The sequence below is a fragment of the Citrobacter sp. RHBSTW-00599 genome, from assembly GCF_013784065.1.
Lineage (GTDB): Bacteria > Pseudomonadota > Gammaproteobacteria > Enterobacterales > Enterobacteriaceae > Citrobacter > Citrobacter braakii.
On the sequence record NZ_CP056717.1, the window covers coordinates 4,180,737 to 4,198,895 of the forward strand.

Below are 18,159 nucleotides of genomic sequence, written 5' to 3' on the forward strand. Positions count from 1 at the left end.
CACGGTTGATATTACCGTTACTCTGGATGAACCAGCGTGAGGGCAACGGATTGCGCTTTTAATTCAGCCTGCGCGTTTGGCGCTAGATTCACATCGGTAACAACATCGGTAAAGCGGCTGAGCGGCGCGACGTTAAATAACGAATGCGCGCCGTACTTACTGCTATCCGCCAGTAATACCTTGCGTTGAGCATTAGCAATAATTTCCTGCTTTAATCCCGCTTTGTCTTCCGTGGGCGTGGTTACGCCCTTTTCCATACTCCAGGTGTTACAGCTCATAAAAGCGATATCAGGATAGACGCTGCGCAACATTTTCCGGCCAAACTCACCAATACAGGACTGGCTACTGTCATCGATGCGCCCACCGACGATCGTCACCTCTATCTGGCGAAATTCTGACAAAAACAGGGCAATGTGTAGATCAACGGTAATGACGCGCAGCGGCAAATGCGTCAAACATTTTGCTAGTTCCAGCATCGTGGTACCGGCGTCAAGCACCACGGCATCGCCCGCGCGCACCATTGAGGCGGCAAAACGCGCAATCGCCCGTTTCTCAGCACGCGAACGCAGTTGCTTTTCGTTCGTGGTCGGCTGCGCCGCTTCAAAGCGTCGTAACGCAACACCGCCGTGGCTACGGCTGATCACACCCTGTTCATCCAGCTTAATGAGATCGCGTCTGATCGTCGCTGGTGAAGCGTCAACCGCATCAACCAATTGTTCCACGGTAACCAGCGTATGATTTTTCAAATACGCCACTATCTTATCCAGACGGTGTTGCCCTTTCATAACAGTAAATTACGCCAGTTGCATTGCCAGTTTGATCGATACGGCCATGCTCTCAGATTTTGCTTTTCCCGTCCAGGCGATATCAAATGCCGTACCATGATCGGCAGAAGTACGAATGAACGGCAAACCTGCTGTGATATTTACGCCATCATAAAAACCGAGCAACTTCAGTGGGATATGTCCCTGGTCGTGGTACATCGCCACGACCATGTCATACTGGCCTTCATAAGCCTGTAAAAACACGGTATCCGGTGGGCACGGACCGTAAACATCCATCCCCTTCGCCTTCGTATTTTCAATCGCAGGCCCGACAATACGGATTTCCTCATCGCCAAACAGGCCATTCTCACCGGCATGTGGGTTCACTCCCGCAACGGCAATACGCGGATGCGCAAAGCCTACGCGCTTCAGGAAGGTATCGGCAATGCCAATCACCGTTTCGACACGTTGCCCATTGAGCGTATCGAGGAATTTGCGCAGAGCGATATGCGTGGAAACATGGATGACTTTCAGTTTGTCTGTGTACAGCACCATTGCGTAATCACGACTTTCCGTCAGCGTTGCCAGCAGTTCTGTATGTCCGGGATAATTGTGTCCACCAAGATGCAATGCTTCTTTGTTCAACGGCGCGGTCGCAATCGCATGTACATCGCCCTTCATTGCCAGTTCCGTCGCGCGTTTCACACAGCGATAGGCCAGATCGCCCGCCTGCGCCTGTACGGTTCCCGGAACAAGTTCATCGGGTTGTGCCAACGGTTCATCAATCACATGAATCGTATCTGGTGTAAATCGGGCATCGGCGACCTGTTCAATAGCGCGAAATGTCACCCCTTCGGCCAACCCCTGGGCCTGCAATCGATGCAGCGTTTTCAGGCACCCAACCACCACTAACGGCGCACCGTTAAGCTCATCCTCGCGTAGCGCTTTAACAATAATTTCCGGACCAATCCCCGCCGGATCTCCCATCGTAATCGCAATTGTTTTAGTTACCACGGTACATCTCCTCAATAAAATACAGCGCATCACAAAGGGTCGTGTCAGAACCGAATCCGCCCGCTTTGGTAATCACAGGCAAGTCATCAATCTCGCTATTCACAAACGTTCCACACGGAATACAGGGGGCAACCTCACTTTGAATGCGATACCCTTCGGCTCCCAACGCACTGGCGACCGCCGTGGCAATATCACCTCCGGTCAGGAACAAGCCGCCGATACGTGCCTGTTCAATAATGTGCAGCGTTATCACTCCGAGACGCTGGCTCAGCAATTCTCCTAGTTGTTGTCGGCTCATTTCCACGTTACGACACAGCGCGTCGATCATATCCCGGTCTTCAGCACGCCGACTGGTGCGCAGGATCGTGTGGTGTTGTTGACTCAACAGCCCACAAGCCTGCTCAATAACGGAGGCCATTTCCTGCTCGAATGCTGACCCTGCCAGGCGTGCGGCATCAACGTCCACCACCTTTGCCCGGTCCTGACACAAGGCCTTTTCCACCTGACGTCGCGTTGCTTCGCTCATTGAGCCCGCCACAACCAACACCGGCAATTCCTGCTTTTCTTGCATAAACGTTCCGGCCGGTAGCGCATTGGCAAGCCCCGCCGCCCCGACCAGTAGTGGCATCTGTTTTTGCTCACAGACCGCCTGAGCAATCAACGCGAGATCTCGTTCCTCTTGCGCATCCACCACCACCATACATTCACCTGCTGTCGCGAATCCGCTCAGCAACGCACTCAAGCTTCCCCGACGCACATCCGCTAGCGACACCTCATGTACCGGGATATCGCTTTGTAACGCGACCAGTTCAGCAATACGTGAAGAGAGAATTGGCGTTTTCGGATCGCTGGCGAATTCCGTCTCCAACAGCGGTACGCCATGAACCAGGCATAATCCATCCCGTGTGGTACGCCCGGCGGCAGGAATCGCCGCCGCAATAACGGCCTGCGTCCGACCAGCTGTGTGCATGGCAGCAGTAACTTCAGCCCCTACGTTGCCACGGAATGTCGAGTCGATTTTTTTGTACACCAGCGGTTTTATTGCTTCTTCACACCATGGCGCTAACGCCTGTTGTACAGCTGCTGCGGCCTGCATTGCAGGCATCGCCCGACTTTCCGTGTTGATGACCAGAACATCGACGCGACGAGAAGGCTTCTGTGCCGATGTAAGCATGACCTCAGTGCGTGCGCCTTTTTTCGCCAACTGTACGCCGGTATCGTTAGACCCCGTAAAATCATCGGCGATAACGATCATTTTCATGCTTTCTTCTCCTGCACCGCCTGACGCGCCTGTTTTTTCGCCACCCACGACGTAAGAATTGGCGTCAGAATAGCGGTGGTAATTACCGACGCAGCAATCAACGGCGCAGCCGCAGCGGCAACCTCTGCCAACGATGGATCGGCTTGTGCTATCGCCAGCGGCGTCGCGACGGCGTTCCCCGCTGTACTGGATGCAGCGGCGCCAGCAATACCACTTCCGCCTACCAGACGATCGGCACGAATGTTAAAGAAGCCGCCAACAAAGGTGGTCAGCACGCCAAGCAGAATGCCTGCCAGACCACCCTGCAGCAGCATTTCCAGATTAATGCCAGCCCCAAGTGCAAACGCAAAGAAAGGAATGAGCAACGGACCGCCTTTGGTCAGGAAGTCACGCATATTGGCATCGAGGTTACCGAGGATCATACCTACCGCCAACGGTACCAGAACTGCCACCAGCGCCATGACAGGAATGTTTGCCATACCCGCAGCACCCAGTGCAATCATGGTAAAGAAAGGTCCGTCATTCAAAGACAGAATGGAAATCGCACCGACATCACGTTCGTTGCCAAATTCCCCAACCAGCGCCGCATAAAGCCCGCCATTGGAGTTACTCATTGCCGCAATAATGGCGACACCGCTCAAGCCAAAGATGCCTTCTGCACCAAACAGGTGTTCAACCCCGAGACCAATCGCGATTGCGACCAGCAATTTCGTCAGCGTAATCGTACCGCCTTGTAACAAAGCCTGTGGTGCCGCCTTTACACTAATTCCCGCCCCCATGCAGAGCAGGAACGCGCCGATCAAAGGAGCCGCACCATTTTTAAATAAAGCCGTGGTGAATCCACCGATCTGCAACGCCTGCGGGGCAAAAGTATTGATAATGGCACCGATAACCAACGGCACTACCATCATGCCGCCGGGTACGCGTTCTATTGCCTTCTTGATGTTCATGGTCTTCCCGCCTGTTGTTGTGTTGTGATTAAATAAAATCATAACGATTATATTCAATCAAAAACAGATCGCAAACGCGGCAGATCACAGTTTTAAAATGATTAATAAAAATCAAATAATCATTTCAATGAAAAAAAGCCGGGTTCGTCTCACCCGGCTTCATTGATATCTGAAATATCTCAGGATTGTTGTACAAACTCGCGGTACGCCGCCACGACCTGAAGAAAGTCCTCTACGCCGCAGAGTGAAAAGCTCTCTTCGTCGTAGTAGCTCATCCCCTCTTCCATTTCATCTCCGGAGAATTCCAGCTGATTGGCGCGCACCATCACCTCTTCACCATCCAGCCAGAGCGTGTATTCATGCCCTGCTCGCTGCCAGGAGCGCTCACTGCCCTTCACCGCATGCGCCGCCTGTTCCACTTCATCAAGTAAGGCCAGGTTTTCTTTCACTTCTTCGTTAAACCAGTGCCCCACCACCTCGTGGCCCATGGACATACGCACTTTTACCAGTCCGGTAATATCGCGCAGAAATTCGTAATCCATAATGTCTTCCTCTGCTCCCGGCAATGCGCCAATACCGCATTGCACCTTGCTGTAATTATCGCAGCAGCGCGGCAGAAAAAAAGCGTAGCGGGTATAAGGAATAGAAATAAAAATGCCCGGAGAAGCAGACTTCTCCGGGCATTGATGCGTTTTTACACAAATCGCGTTAGCGTATTACACCGCGGTCTGGAAAATCACACCATCGGCTTTCTCAGTATACTGAGACAGCTGGTCGAAGTTCAGATAACGGTAAGTATCCACCGCCGTCTTATCAACCTGCGCCACATAGGTCTGATACTCTTCCGCCGTCGGCAGTTTGCCAATCAGCGCCGCAACCGCCGCCAGCTCCGCAGAAGCCAGGTAGACGTTCGCCCCGGTACCTAAACGGTTCGGGAAGTTACGGGTAGAGGTCGAAACCACCGTTGCGCCGTCAGCCACACGCGCCTGGTTACCCATGCACAGCGAACAGCCTGGGATCTCAATACGCGCACCGCTCTTACCAAACACGCTGTAGTAGCCTTCTTCGGTCAGCTGCGCCGCATCCATACGGGTTGGCGGAGCCACCCACAGACGCGTCGGCAACTGGCCTTTGTGTGCATCCAGCAGTTTACCCGCCGCACGGAAGTGGCCGATGTTGGTCATGCAGGAGCCGATGAAGACTTCATCGATCTTCTCGCCCTGCACGTCAGACAGCAGACGCGCGTCGTCCGGATCGTTCGGTGCACACAGGATTGGCTCTTTGATATCCGCCAGATCGATGTCGATCACCGCCGCGTATTCTGCGTCAGCGTCGGCTTCCAGCAATTGCGGATCCGCCAGCCATTTTTCCATCCCCTGCACACGACGCTCCAGCGTACGGCGATCGCCGTAACCTTCAGCGATCATCCACTTCAGCAGAACGATGTTAGAGTTCAGATACTCAACGATCGGCTCTTTGTTCAGTTTGATGGTACAACCGGCAGCGGAACGTTCAGCGGAGGCATCGGTCAGTTCGAACGCCTGCTCCACTTTCAGATCCGGCAGACCTTCGATTTCGAGGATGCGGCCAGAGAAGATGTTTTTCTTACCTTTCTTCTCAACGGTCAGCAGACCCTGTTTGATCGCGTACAGCGGAATGGCGTGTACCAGATCGCGCAGGGTAATCCCCGGCTGCATTTTGCCTTTGAAACGCACCAGAACGGATTCCGGCATATCCAGCGGCATCACGCCGGTCGCAGCAGCAAACGCCACCAGGCCAGAACCCGCCGGGAAGGAGATGCCAATCGGGAAACGAGTATGGGAGTCACCACCGGTGCCGACGGTATCCGGCAACAGCATGCGGTTCAGCCAGGAGTGGATTACGCCATCGCCCGGACGCAGCGACACGCCGCCACGGTTCATGATGAAGTCCGGCAGAGTGTGGTGCGTGGTCACGTCAACCGGCTTTGGATACGCGGCAGTGTGACAGAAGGACTGCATCACCAGGTCAGCAGAGAAGCCCAGGCACGCCAGGTCTTTCAGTTCATCACGGGTCATCGGGCCGGTGGTATCCTGAGAACCCACAGAGGTCATCTTCGGTTCGCAGTACGCGCCCGGACGGATACCTTTCACACCGCAGGCGCGGCCCACCATTTTCTGCGCCAGAGAGAAGCCGCGGCTGCTTTCCGCCACGTCTTTCGCCTGACGGAATACGTCGCTGTGCGGCAGTCCCAGCGCTTCGCGCGCTTTGGTAGTCAGGCCACGACCAATGATCAGCGGAATACGGCCACCAGCGCGCACTTCGTCGATCAGCACATCAGTTTTCAGCTCAAAGCTTGCCAGCAATTCGCCGGTTTCATGGTTACGCACTTCTCCTTTGAACGGGTAAACGTCAATCACGTCGCCCATGTTCATGTTCGAAACGTCCACTTCGATTGGCAGTGCGCCCGCATCTTCCATGGTATTGAAGAAGATCGGTGCAATTTTGCCGCCGAGACACAGACCGCCGCCGCGCTTGTTCGGTACATGAGGGATATCATCGCCCATGAACCACAGTACGGAGTTGGTTGCAGATTTACGCGAAGAGCCGGTACCAACAACGTCACCCACATAAGCCAGCGGGTAGCCTTTTTTCTGCAGTTCTTCAATCTGTTTGATCGGGCCTACCGCGCCCGGCTGGTCCGGTTCGATACCTTCACGGGCGTTTTTCAGCATCGCCAGCGCGTGCAGAGGGATATCCGGGCGAGACCATGCGTCCGGTGCCGGAGAGAGGTCATCGGTGTTGGTTTCACCCGTCACTTTAAACACGGTAACGGTGATTTTTTCAGCCAGAGCAGGACGGTTCAGGAACCATTCGGCATCGGCCCAGGACTGCATTACCTGCTTCGCATATTCGTTGCCCGCTTTGGCTTTTTCTTCTACATCGTAGAAGTTATCGAACATCAGCAGCGTTGAAGAGAGCGCTTTGGCGGCAATCGGCGCCAGTTTTGCGTCGTCAAGCGCGTCGATCAGCGGATGAATGTTGTAACCACCCTGCATGGTGCCCAGCAGTTCAATGGCTTTTTCTGGAGTCACCAGCGGGGAGGTGGTGTCGCCTTTCGCGACGGCAGCGAGAAAACCCGCTTTAACATAAGCGGCTTCATCTACGCCAGGAGGAACGCGGTTGATCAACAGGTCTAACAGGAATTCTTCTTCGCCCACAGGCGGGGTCTTCAGCAGCTCGACAAGTGCGGCCATTTGGGTTGCGTCTAACGGTTTTGGCACAATCCCCTGGGCAGCACGCTCAGCTACGTGCTTACGGTATTCTTCTAGCACGACGATATCTCCTCGCTCTCATTGTCATAATGCGGCGCTTTTGTAGATGGGCGATTCTCTTCACGCTCCTGTGAGACAGTAGTTAGTAGGGTAAATGCCCGGTACCGCGTAAGGCACAATAACAGGATTTTCATTAAGTGTTAATCCGTTTACAAAAAAGCAACATAAAAAATTGGCTGAATCGTTAAGAATGGTGTAGCGACAAGGCGGGGCGTAATTTAGGTTCCCTAAAAACGATGTGAAACGGTTGATTTTCAAGCGCGACATGCTGAATATTCCAGCGATTTTTCAGCCATCAGATATAATTGTGTAATAAATCTTCACACTCTTTTTCCGGACCTGCCGGGTGAATCCCCAATAAAAGTCAAAACTATCTAACACGGGTGAATAATACTCGCGGCAACAGAACGCCTCACGGCACAGCGCTTGTCTCGTTGGAGTCATTTTATGAAGTTGCCCTTTAAGCCACATCTGCTTGTCCTTCTGTGCAGTGCCGGGCTGTTTGCCGCCTCTGGCGTGATGTTCGTTAAAAGTCGCGCAACGGAGCCAGCAGCTCCAGCCCCCGTCGCACAGCAACCGTCCGCACCGGCTCCAGCTCCCGTAGCGGCCCCTGCCCCGGCCGATCAACCAGCGCCCACCGCAGCCCCTACGTACACATCGGCACAAATCGATCAGTGGGTTGCGCCAATCGCGCTCTATCCGGATTCACTGCTGTCGCAAATTTTGATGGCCTCAACCTACCCGGCCAACGTCATCCAGGCCGCGCAGTGGTCAAAAGACAATCCCAAAATGCAGGGTGATGCCGCCATTCAGGCCGTTGCCAGCCAACCCTGGGATCCCAGCGTGAAATCGCTGGTGGCGTTTCCACAGCTGATGTCGCTGATGGGTGAAAATCCGCCGTGGGTACAGAGCCTGGGCGATGCATTCCTTGCGCAGCCGAAAGAGGTTATGGATTCCGTTCAACGCCTGCGTGCGCTGGCGCAACAGACCGGAGCATTGCAATCAACACCGCAGCAGACCGTTACCACCGTGACCAAAGCAGCACCGGCTAAAACCGTCACCAGCGAGTCAACAACCACAACAGCCACGACCGCTGCTTCAGCAAGCCCAACGGTAATCAAAATTGAATCCGCCGACCCGCAGGTAGTTTACGTTCCCACCTATAACCCAAATACGGTTTACGGTACCTGGCCGAACACCGCCTATCCGCCAACCTATCTACCGCCAACGCCCGGCGAGCAGTTTGGCAACAGCTTCGTTAACGGTTTAGGCTTCAGCCTCGGCGTCGCCACAACTTATGCCATTTTCAGCAATATTGACTGGGATGACGACGATGACTGGGATCACCATCATAACGATGACTGGGATAACCATGGCGGCTATAACCGCAACGGTGATAACAACATCAATATCAACGTTGATAACTTCAATAAAATCAGTGGACAGCGTCTGACGGATGCCAACCGTACCTGGCAGCACAACCCGGCCTATCGCGAAGGGGTGCCGTACCCTAATAGCCAGCTCAATAACCGCTTCCACTCCACTAACACGGCTACGGGCCTAAGCTCAACCCAGCAAAGACCGGTCAACCGTGATAGCCAGCGTCAGGCCGCGTTGAGCCAGATGGAAAAATCAACGGGGAAAACCTTCCCCCAGACGGCGCGTACGGGAACGAAAGACGCCCAGCGTCAGGCATCCAGCCAACAACTAAAGCAAATTTCCCAGCGTAATAACTACCGTGGTTACGATACCAAACCGCAAACGGCAAAACGGGCAAACGCTCAGCAACATGAACATCGCCAGGCCGCCACTCAGCGACAAGAGAAACGGGTCACGCAACCAGCGCAGCAACGCAACGTGCAGCAGCGCAATCTTCAACAACGGACCAGCCAACCGCGGGCCAATGCGCTGAGCGGCAACGACAGTCGCTCCGCCAGTTGGCAGGCGCAGCAGCAGCGAGGGGCTCAAAGCAGGCAGGTCGCCCGCAACCAGCCATCTCGCCAGCTATCCGGCGACCGTGCTGAACACCGTGAATTCCGTCATCGTTAAGGGAAGCGACATGAAAAATAAACTACTCAGTGGAATGGTGTTATTCATGGTTTCGACCACCGCGATGGCACAGCAATCCTTCAGCACACCAGACCAGGCGACCGATGCCCTGGCAACCGCGATAAGCGAGCAGAATGAAAGCGCGATGAACAACCTGCTCGGGGAAAACTGGCGCGAGTTTCTGCCACCGGAAGGCGTCGATCCTGATGCGGTTGATCGCTTCCTGCGCGACTGGAAGGTCCGCCATAATACCGTCATCGACGGCAATACCGCGCACCTGGTGGTCGGGGACAGCGACTGGCAACTGCCGATCCCGGTTGTTAAAAGCGCTTCCGGCTGGCAATTTGATATCAAGGAAGCGGCTGAAGAGATCCTGACCCGTGAGATTGGGCGCAACGAACTTGCGGCTATTGAAGCATTACACGCCTATGTAGATGCTCAGCAAAGCTACTTTGCGATGAACCAAAAATACGCGCAAAAGATTGTCAGTTCTGAAGGGAAAAAAGATGGTCTGTACTGGCCTGTTTCGCCCGGCGAAGCGCCAAGCCCGCTTGGCCCGGCCTTTAGTCCGCAGGAGCCTGGCACGGGCTATCACGGCTATCGTTTCCGTATCCTTCCCGATAAAACCAGCGGCTTTGCGATGGTTGCCTGGCCCGTCAGCTACGATCACACTGGTGTTATGAGTTTTATGATTAACGGTGATGATAAAGTCTACCAGGCCGATCTCGGCGTTGATTCACAACAGAAAGCCCAGGCGTTAACCGCATATCATCTGGATAAAAACTGGCAGCCCGTAGCGCCCTGAATGCCAGTCAAATAGTGAGTTGACCGGGGAAGCGAAGCCCCTCCGGCCAACTCACGAGAGATTACAGGATGTTAGCGACGGATTTCGCCAGCTGCGCTTCCAGAACCGGTTTCGCTTCCTCGAACTTCAGGTTCACTTTGTTGGCATTAGACACGACGCGGGTCTGGTATTTTGCGCGATCGCCCTGCGCGCTGCTGGTTTGCAGCTTGATACCGGACGTGCCCTGGCGCAGTGCGGCAACGTTATCCGTTGTCACTTTCGCTTTGCTGCGCTCAGAGATTTGCAGGTCAGTGACCATGGTGTAGTTCACGTCTTCTACCATGGCATCCGCGGCCATACCGATCAGCCCCGCCGCCAGGCCAACGCCCAGCGCCGCGCCGGAGGAGTTGCTGTTATAGGCAGTGATCCCCGCCCCCAACGCAGCACCCACCGCTGCCCCTTCATAGCCGGTCTTCAGGAAGCCCTGAGCTTCACGCAGATCCATTTTGTCCGCTTTCAGTACGTTCGCCTGCACCCAGTAGTAAGCGCTGTCTGGTGAACTGGTCACTTTATAGCCCTTCGCAGACAGGTCGTTTGCCAGCAGGGTTTGCAGGTTGCTCATGTCTTTATCAGAAGTGTTTTTTACTTGAATGTAGACGGTCTTCTCGCTGGAAGGCTCCAGCCAGATGGTTTCACTCATCTGCGTTTTCACTTCGAGGTTACGTTTTTTAACGGCGGTGGTCATCGCGCCACAACCAGTCAGCGTCATTGTCGCGACAACCATGCCAACAACCGCGATTTTTTTTAAAGACATGTTATTTCCTTTTTTCGTGTAATAGAGAATCCAGAGCCTCTTAACCGCGCGGCCAGTAGCCACACAATGGCGAAAAAAGTATCGGCAGTTGCGCAATTTTTTTTAGTGGAAATATCAATAAGATGACTACCAGAACTGGTAGCTTTCAGGCAAATAAATATCCTCCGGCATAGCCGGAGGTTTTTCGGATGCGCCTATAAGGCTCTGTTACCAGCCGCGCCCTAACAGGCGCATACGATCTGACATTTGCATCAGACTTCGTTACTTACGGCCCGTAAACGGGCTACCCGCATAAGGGATCGATAACTGCTCACCCATTTTATCTTCTGCAAGCTGGTGCTTTATGTATTCCTGTATCTTCACCGTGTTCTTACCCACCGTATCTACGTAGTATCCCCGGCACCAGAACTCTCTATTCCTGTACTTGAATTTCATATCCCCAAACTGTTCATACAGCATCAGACTGCTTTTCCCTTTCAGATACCCCATAAAGCCGGATACGCTCATTTTGGGTGGGATTTCCACAAGCATATGAATATGATCTACACAGCATTCCGCTTCCAGGATCCGCACGTTTTTCCACTCACACTGCTTTCTTAAGATGCTGCCTATCGCCCTGCGTTTCTCACCGTAGAATGCTTGTCTTCGGTATTTGGGCGCAAAAACTATGTGATATTTACAGTTCCATCGGGTGTGCGCTAAGCTCTTTTCGTCCCCCATTGGGACCCCCTTTTGATTTCTTGTTAAACATTTGCAGTTGCCAGACCGCAATGTGTTTTAACAAATCAAAAGGGGTTTTAATAACTGGCCCAAAGCTGAAAGCTTTCCGGAACCCCCAGCCTAGCTGGGGGTTTTCTGTGCACAAAAAAACGCCTCCGAAGAGGCGTTTTCACAAAAGCGGGAAGATTACTTTTTCTTCGCTTTCGGGTTTGGCAGGTCGGTGATGCTACCTTCGAACACTTCTGCCGCCAGGCCCACAGACTCGTGCAGAGTCGGGTGCGCGTGGATGGTCAGCGCGATGTCTTCAGCATCACAACCCATTTCGATCGCCAGACCGATTTCACCCAGCAGCTCGCCGCCGTTGGTACCGACAATCGCACCACCGATAACACGGTGAGATTCTTTGTCGAAAATCAGTTTAGTCATACCGTCTGCGCAGTCGGAAGCGATAGCACGACCAGAAGCAGCCCACGGGAAGGTGGCGGTCTCAAAGCTGATGCCTTTCTCTTTCGCTTCTTTCTCAGTCAGGCCAACCCATGCAACTTCTGGTTCAGTGTATGCGATGGATGGGATAACTTTCGGATCGAAGTAGTGTTTCTTACCGGCGATAACTTCAGCGGCAACGTGACCTTCGTGAACACCTTTGTGCGCCAGCATCGGCTGACCGACGATATCGCCGATAGCAAAGATGTGCGGCACGTTGGTGCGCAGCTGTTTGTCAACGCGGATGAAGCCACGGTCATCAACTTCCACGCCAGCTTTGCCCGCGTCGAGGTTTTTGCCGTTCGGTACACGACCGATAGCCACCAGCACTGCATCGTAACGCTGAGCTTCAGCAGGCGCTTTTTTGCCTTCCATGGAAACGTAGATACCGTCTTCTTTCGCTTCAACGGCAGTTACTTTGGTTTCCAGCATCATGTTGAATTTCTTGCTGATGCGTTTGGTAAAGACTTTAACCACGTCTTTGTCGGCAGCCGGGATAACCTGGTCGAACATTTCAACCACGTCGATCTCTGAACCCAGCGCATGGTAAACGGTACCCATTTCCAGACCGATAATACCGCCGCCCATTACCAGCAGGCGCTTAGGAACAGTTTTCAGTTCCAGTGCATCGGTGGAATCCCACACGCGCGGATCTTCATGCGGAATGAATGGCAGTTCGATCGGACGGGAACCCGCCGCGATGATCGCGTTGTCAAAGTTGATCACGGTTTTGCCGTTTTCACCTTCAACTTCCAGGGTGTTTGCCCCGGTAAATTTACCCAGACCGTTAACCACTTTCACTTTACGGCCTTTGGCCATACCCGCCAGACCGCCGGTCAGTTGAGTGATAACTTTTTCTTTCCAGGTACGAATCTTGTCGATATCGGTTTTCGGCTCGCCAAAAACGATACCGTGTTCAGCCAGCGCTTTGGCTTCTTCGATAACTTTTGCTACGTGCAGCAGCGCTTTAGAAGGGATACAGCCGACGTTCAGACAAACACCACCGAGGGTGCTGTAACGTTCTACGATGACGGTCTCCAGACCTAAATCTGCGCAACGGAAGGCAGCAGAGTAACCTGCAGGGCCTGCCCCAAGTACCACGACCTGAGTTTTGATTTCAGTGCTCATCATGACCTCTTAATTTATACCCGTCGTCCACCGGGTCGTTCTATCCGCCCGTATTTTACAAAATTGTTAACAATTTTGAAACAACAAACGGCAACCGATTTGTCTTTCGCACAATAACCTCACTGACTTCATGAGATTACCAGAAAAAAGCCGGCCGTCGGGCCGGCTTTTTCGCTTACATCACCAGGCGGCGAATGTCAGACAGCATGTTGTTGATGATGGTGATAAAGCGCGCACCATCAGCACCGTCGATTACGCGGTGGTCGAAGGAGAGCGAAATCGGCATCATCAGACGCGGCATAAACTCTTTACCGTTCCACACTGGCTCCATAGAGGACTTGGAGACACCGAGGATAGCCACTTCCGGCGCGTTCACAATCGGCGCGAAGTGGGTCGTACCCAGGCCACCGATGCTGGAGATGGTGAAGCAACCGCCCTGCATTTCGCCAGCGGTCAGCTTGCCATCACGCGCTTTCTTGGAGATGGTGGTCAGTTCACGAGACAGCTCGGTAATGCTCTTCTTGTTCACGTCTTTGAAGACCGGAACAACCAGACCATTCGGCGTATCTACCGCGACACCGATGTTGATGTATTTTTTCAGGGTCAGACGCTGACCGTCTTCAGACAGAGAGCTGTTGAAGCGCGGCATCTGTTCCAGAGCGGCGGCAACGGCTTTCATGATGAAGACCACTGGCGTGAATTTCACATCCAGTTTACGTTTTTCAGCTTCGGCGTTCTGCTGTTTACGGAACGCTTCCAGATCGGTGATATCGGTCTTGTCGAAGTGAGTAACGTGCGGGATCATCACCCAGTTACGGCTCAGGTTAGCACCAGAGATTTTCTGGATACGGCCCAGTTCCACTTCTTCGATTTCACCAAACTTGCTGAAGTCCACTTTCGGCCAAGGCAGCATGCCCGGAATACCGCCGCCTGCTGCTGCCGGAGCAGCTTCAGCACGCTTGATAGCGTCTTTCACGTAAGCCTGAACGTCTTCACGCAGGATACGACCTTTACGGCCAGAACCTTTCACTTTCGCCAGGTTTACACCGAACTCGCGCGCCAGGCGACGAATCAGCGGCGTTGCATGAACGTAAGCGTCGTTCTCAGCGAACTCAGATTTACCTTCCGCTTTCGCGGCCGGAGCTGCGGCTGGTTTAGCAGCCTGAGCCGGTGCAGCTGCAGAGGCTGGAGCAGCCGCGGCAGCTGGAGCGGCAGCAGGTGCTGCGCCTTCAACTTCGAAGATCATAATCAGAGAACCGGTTTTGACTTTGTCGCCGGTGCTGATTTTGATTTCTTTCACGGTGCCCGCGAACGGTGCCGGAACTTCCATCGACGCTTTATCGCCTTCAACGGTAATCAGTGACTGCTCAGCGGCAATTTTATCGCCCACTTTAACCATCACTTCAGTGACTTCAACTTCGTCACCGCCGATATCCGGAACGTTAACCTCTTTCGAGCCAGAAGCTGCCGGAGCCGCCGCTGCTGCTGCTGGAGCTGCCGCCTGAGCCGGTGCTGCAGCAGGCGCTGCGCCTGCAACTTCGAAGACCATAATCAGAGAACCGGTAGACACTTTGTCGCCCGTGTTGATTTTGATCTCTTTAACGGTGCCCGCGAACGGCGCCGGAACTTCCATCGACGCTTTATCGCCTTCAACGGTGATCAGAGACTGTTCAGCCGCAACGGTGTCGCCCACTTTAACCATAACCTCGGTAACTTCGACTTCGTCACCGCCGATGTCCGGTACGTGTACTTCTTTCGCCGCTGCCGCAGCAGGTGCTGCTGCCGGAGCTGCTTCTTTCTTCTCTTCTGCCGGAGCAGGTGCAGCGGCTGCTGCACCATCGGCGGAATCGAAAATCATGATCAGTTTGCCGGTCTCAGTTTTGTCGCCAACAGAGACTTTGATCTCTTTAACGATACCTGCCTGAGGAGACGGAACTTCCATAGAGGCTTTGTCGCCTTCTACGGTGATCAGCGACTGTTCAGCTTCAACTTTGTCGCCCACTTTGACCAGGATCTCGGTGATTTCAACTTCATCAGCCCCGATGTCCGGTACATTGATTTCGATAGCCATTATTCTTTTACCTCTTACGCCAGACGCGGGTTAACTTTATCTGCATCGATGTTGAATTTGATGATTGCGTCAGCAACCACTTTCTTATCGATTTCGCCACGTTTAGCCAGTTCGCCCAGGGCCGCTACAACCACATAAGAAGCATCAACTTCGAAGTGGTGACGCAGGTTTTCACGGCTGTCAGAGCGACCGAAGCCGTCAGTACCCAGTACGCGATAATCATCAGCCGGTACATAAGTACGAACCTGTTCGGCAAACAGTTTCATATAGTCAGTAGATGCCACTGCCGGAGCGTCGTTCATCACCTGAGCGATGTACGGAACGCGCGGAGTTTCCATCGGGTGCAGCATGTTCCAGCGTTCACAATCCTGGCCATCACGTGCCAGTTCAGTGAAGGAGGTTACGCTGTAAACGTCAGAACCTACACCGTAGTCGTTCGCCAGGATCTGTGCTGCTTCACGCACGTGACGCAGGATAGAACCGGAGCCCAGCAGTTGAACTTTACCTTTCTTACCTTCGAGGGTTTCGAGTTTGTAGATACCTTTACGGATACCTTCCTCGGCACCTGCTGGCATTGCCGGCATGTGGTAGTTTTCGTTCAGCGTGGTGATGTAGTAATAAACGTTCTCTTGTTTCTCACCGTACATACGCTCCAGACCATCGTGCATGATGACCGCAACTTCGTACGCGTAAGACGGATCGTAAGAGATACAGTTCGGGATAGTCAGAGACTGAATATGGCTGTGACCATCTTCGTGCTGCAGACCTTCGCCGTTCAGCGTCGTACGACCAGAAGTTCCCCCTACCAGGAAGCCGCGAGCCTGTTGGTCGCCTGCCTGCCAGCACAGGTCACCGATTCGCTGGAACCCGAACATGGAGTAGTAGATGTAGAACGGAATCATCGGCAGATCGTTGGTGCTGTAGGAGGTCGCAGCAGCCAGCCAGGATGCGCCAGCACCCAGTTCGTTGATGCCTTCCTGCAGGATCTGACCTTTCTCGTCTTCTTTATAGTAAGCAACCTGCTCACGGTCCTGCGGGGTGTACTGCTGACCGTTCGGGCTGTAGATACCGATCTGACGGAACAGACCTTCCATACCGAAAGTACGCGCTTCGTCAGCGATGATCGGAACCAGACGATCTTTAATCGACTTGTTCTTCAGCATTACGTTCAGGGCACGAACGAAAGCGATAGTGGTGGAGATTTCTTTGTTCTGCTCTTCCAGCAGCGCACCGAAGTCTTCCAGAGCAGGCAGTTCCAGCTTCTCGGTGAAGTTCGGCTGACGAGCAGGCAGATAGCCGTGCAGTTTCTGACGCTGAGCGTGCAGATAAGTGTGCTCTTCAGAACCTTCCGGGAAGGTGATGTAAGACAGGTTTTCAACCTGCTCATCGGTCACAGGAACGTTGAAACGGTCGCGGATATAACGCACGCCGTCCATGTTCATTTTCTTAACCTGGTGAGCGATGTTTTTACCTTCGGCGGTGTCACCCATGCCGTAACCTTTGATGGTATGGGCCAGGATTACAGTTGCTTTGCCTTTGGTTTCCTGCGCTTTCTTCAGTGCAGCGTAGACTTTCTTCGGATCGTGACCACCACGATTCAGAGCCCAAATCTGCTCGTCAGTCCAGTCAGCAACCAGGGCTGCGGTTTCCGGGTATTTACCGAAGAAGTGCTCACGTACGTATGCGCCATCTTTGGATTTAAAGGTCTGGTAGTCGCCGTCAACGGTTTCGTTCATCAGTTGGATCAGTTTACCGCTGGTATCTTTACGCAGCAGCTCATCCCAACGACCGCCCCACATGACTTTGATAACGTTCCAGCCAGCGCCCGCGAAGATGCCTTCCAGTTCGTTAACAATCTTGCCGTTACCGGTGACCGGACCGTCAAGACGCTGCAGGTTACAGTTGATAACAAAGACCAGGTTGTCCAGTTTCTCACGGGTCGCGATGGTGATTGCACCCTTAGATTCTGGCTCATCCATTTCGCCGTCGCCCAGGAAGGCGTAAACGGTTTGTTTAGAGGTATCTTTCAGGCCACGGTGTTCCAGATATTTCAGGAATTTAGCCTGGTAGATTGCACCGATTGGGCCCAGACCCATAGATACGGTCGGGAACTGCCAGAATTCCGGCATCAGTTTCGGGTGCGGGTAGGAAGACAGGCCTTTGCCATGTACTTCCTGACGGAAGTTGTTCATCTGCTCTTCAGTCAGACGACCTTCCAGGAATGCGCGAGCGTAGATGCCCGGAGAGATGTGGCCCTGGAAGTAAACCAGATCGCCGCCATCCTGTTCGTTGCGTGCACGGAAGAAGTGGTTGAAGCAAACATCATATACCGTTGCGGAGGACTGGAAGGATGCCATGTGGCCACCCAGCTCGAGGTCCTTTTTAGACGCGCGCAGTACGGTCATGATGGCGTTCCAGCGGATAGCAGAACGAATACGACGTTCCAGCTCCAGATTGCCCGGGTATTCCGGTTCATCTTCAACGGCAATAGTGTTTACATAATTGCTGGCCCCAGCACCTGCCGCTACTTTCACGCCGCCTTTGCGAGCTTCTGAAAGCAGTTGGTCGATCAGATACTGAGCACGCTCAACACCTTCTTCACGGATGACCGATTCGATCGCCTGTAGCCAGTCGCGAGTTTCGATCGGATCCACGTCATTTGGGAAACGTTCTGACATGGGGGTATTCCTTATCTATCTAATACGTTGAGTTATCTGGAACCTGTCCCATTACGTTCTCACCAGAGAGCGTAATAAGACAGGTTCTGCGTTTAGTTGCCGCGCCTTTCGATAGCGCTTGATTTACAA

At 53.5% G+C, this 18,159-nt stretch carries 13 protein-coding genes; 2 read left to right on the plus strand and 11 right to left on the minus strand.

Annotated features, from left to right (window positions below; translation table 11 throughout):
* Nucleotides 1–17: 17 nt before the first annotated feature.
* From HV243_RS20450 to acnB, 6 genes are all read right to left on the minus strand, one after another.
* Nucleotides 18–785 carry a DeoR/GlpR family DNA-binding transcription regulator gene (locus HV243_RS20450; protein WP_053389229.1) on the minus strand — a complete coding sequence of 256 codons (768 nt, stop codon included), beginning with the start codon at nucleotides 783–785 and terminating at the stop codon, nucleotides 18–20.
* Between the two features lie 9 nt (nucleotides 786–794).
* Nucleotides 795–1,778 carry a D-threonate 4-phosphate dehydrogenase gene (locus tag HV243_RS20455; protein WP_081000486.1) on the minus strand — a complete coding sequence of 328 codons (984 nt, stop codon included), beginning with the start codon at nucleotides 1,776–1,778 and terminating at the stop codon, nucleotides 795–797.
* On the minus strand, nucleotides 1,768–3,039 hold the full coding sequence (locus HV243_RS20460) for a D-threonate kinase (RefSeq protein WP_053389231.1): 1,272 nt from the start codon (nucleotides 3,037–3,039) through the stop codon (nucleotides 1,768–1,770). Before HV243_RS20460 ends, HV243_RS20455 begins: the two co-directional genes overlap by 11 nt.
* Entirely contained in the window at nucleotides 3,036–3,989 is a 954-nt protein-coding gene (locus tag HV243_RS20465; RefSeq protein WP_016151725.1) for a 2-keto-3-deoxygluconate permease 1, read from the minus strand. The genes HV243_RS20460 and HV243_RS20465 overlap by 4 nt, the downstream gene beginning before the upstream one ends.
* Nucleotides 3,990–4,168: 179 nt before the next feature.
* The gene (gene yacL / locus HV243_RS20470) at nucleotides 4,169–4,531 is read right to left on the minus strand and encodes a protein YacL (protein WP_046275362.1); all 363 of its coding nucleotides are present in this window, start codon (nucleotides 4,529–4,531) and stop codon (nucleotides 4,169–4,171) included.
* Nucleotides 4,532–4,705: 174 nt separating this feature from the next.
* Complete coding sequence (gene acnB / locus HV243_RS20475) at nucleotides 4,706–7,303, minus strand: bifunctional aconitate hydratase 2/2-methylisocitrate dehydratase (RefSeq protein ID WP_016151723.1); 2,598 nt, start codon at nucleotides 7,301–7,303, stop codon at nucleotides 4,706–4,708.
* A 447-nt stretch (nucleotides 7,304–7,750) separates the two neighbouring features.
* On the opposite strand from acnB, the gene HV243_RS20480 reads away from it, so the two are divergent.
* Together HV243_RS20480 and HV243_RS20485 are read left to right on the plus strand one after the other, a co-directional pair.
* Complete coding sequence (locus HV243_RS20480) at nucleotides 7,751–9,352, plus strand: DUF3300 domain-containing protein (RefSeq protein WP_095715626.1); 1,602 nt, start codon at nucleotides 7,751–7,753, stop codon at nucleotides 9,350–9,352.
* Between the two features lie 10 nt (nucleotides 9,353–9,362).
* A complete protein-coding gene (locus tag HV243_RS20485; protein ID WP_053390263.1) occupies nucleotides 9,363–10,157 on the plus strand; it encodes a DUF2950 family protein in 795 nt (264 codons plus the stop codon).
* Between the two features lie 61 nt (nucleotides 10,158–10,218).
* Here HV243_RS20485 and traT read toward each other — a convergent pair whose 3' ends face one another.
* The 5 genes from traT to aceE all read right to left on the minus strand — a co-directional run bounded on the left by traT (nucleotide 10,219) and on the right by aceE (nucleotide 18,030).
* Complete coding sequence (gene traT, locus HV243_RS20490) at nucleotides 10,219–10,950, minus strand: conjugal transfer complement resistance protein TraT (protein ID WP_043018444.1); 732 nt, start codon at nucleotides 10,948–10,950, stop codon at nucleotides 10,219–10,221.
* Between the two features lie 261 nt (nucleotides 10,951–11,211).
* On the minus strand, nucleotides 11,212–11,670 hold the full coding sequence (tnpA, locus tag HV243_RS20495; RefSeq protein ID WP_149330718.1) for an IS200/IS605 family transposase: 459 nt from the start codon (nucleotides 11,668–11,670) through the stop codon (nucleotides 11,212–11,214).
* 186 nt (nucleotides 11,671–11,856) lie between these two features.
* Complete coding sequence (gene lpdA, locus HV243_RS20500; protein ID WP_149330698.1) at nucleotides 11,857–13,281, minus strand: dihydrolipoyl dehydrogenase; 1,425 nt, start codon at nucleotides 13,279–13,281, stop codon at nucleotides 11,857–11,859.
* A gap of 175 nt (nucleotides 13,282–13,456) precedes the next feature.
* Nucleotides 13,457–15,352, minus strand: a complete 1,896-nt coding sequence (gene aceF, locus HV243_RS20505) for a pyruvate dehydrogenase complex dihydrolipoyllysine-residue acetyltransferase (protein ID WP_053388890.1) — start codon at nucleotides 15,350–15,352, stop codon at nucleotides 13,457–13,459.
* A gap of 14 nt (nucleotides 15,353–15,366) precedes the next feature.
* Nucleotides 15,367–18,030: a pyruvate dehydrogenase (acetyl-transferring), homodimeric type gene (gene aceE, locus HV243_RS20510; RefSeq protein WP_016151717.1), complete on the minus strand. Its 2,664-nt coding sequence runs from the start codon at nucleotides 18,028–18,030 to the stop codon at nucleotides 15,367–15,369.
* Nucleotides 18,031–18,159: the final 129 nt, after the last annotated feature.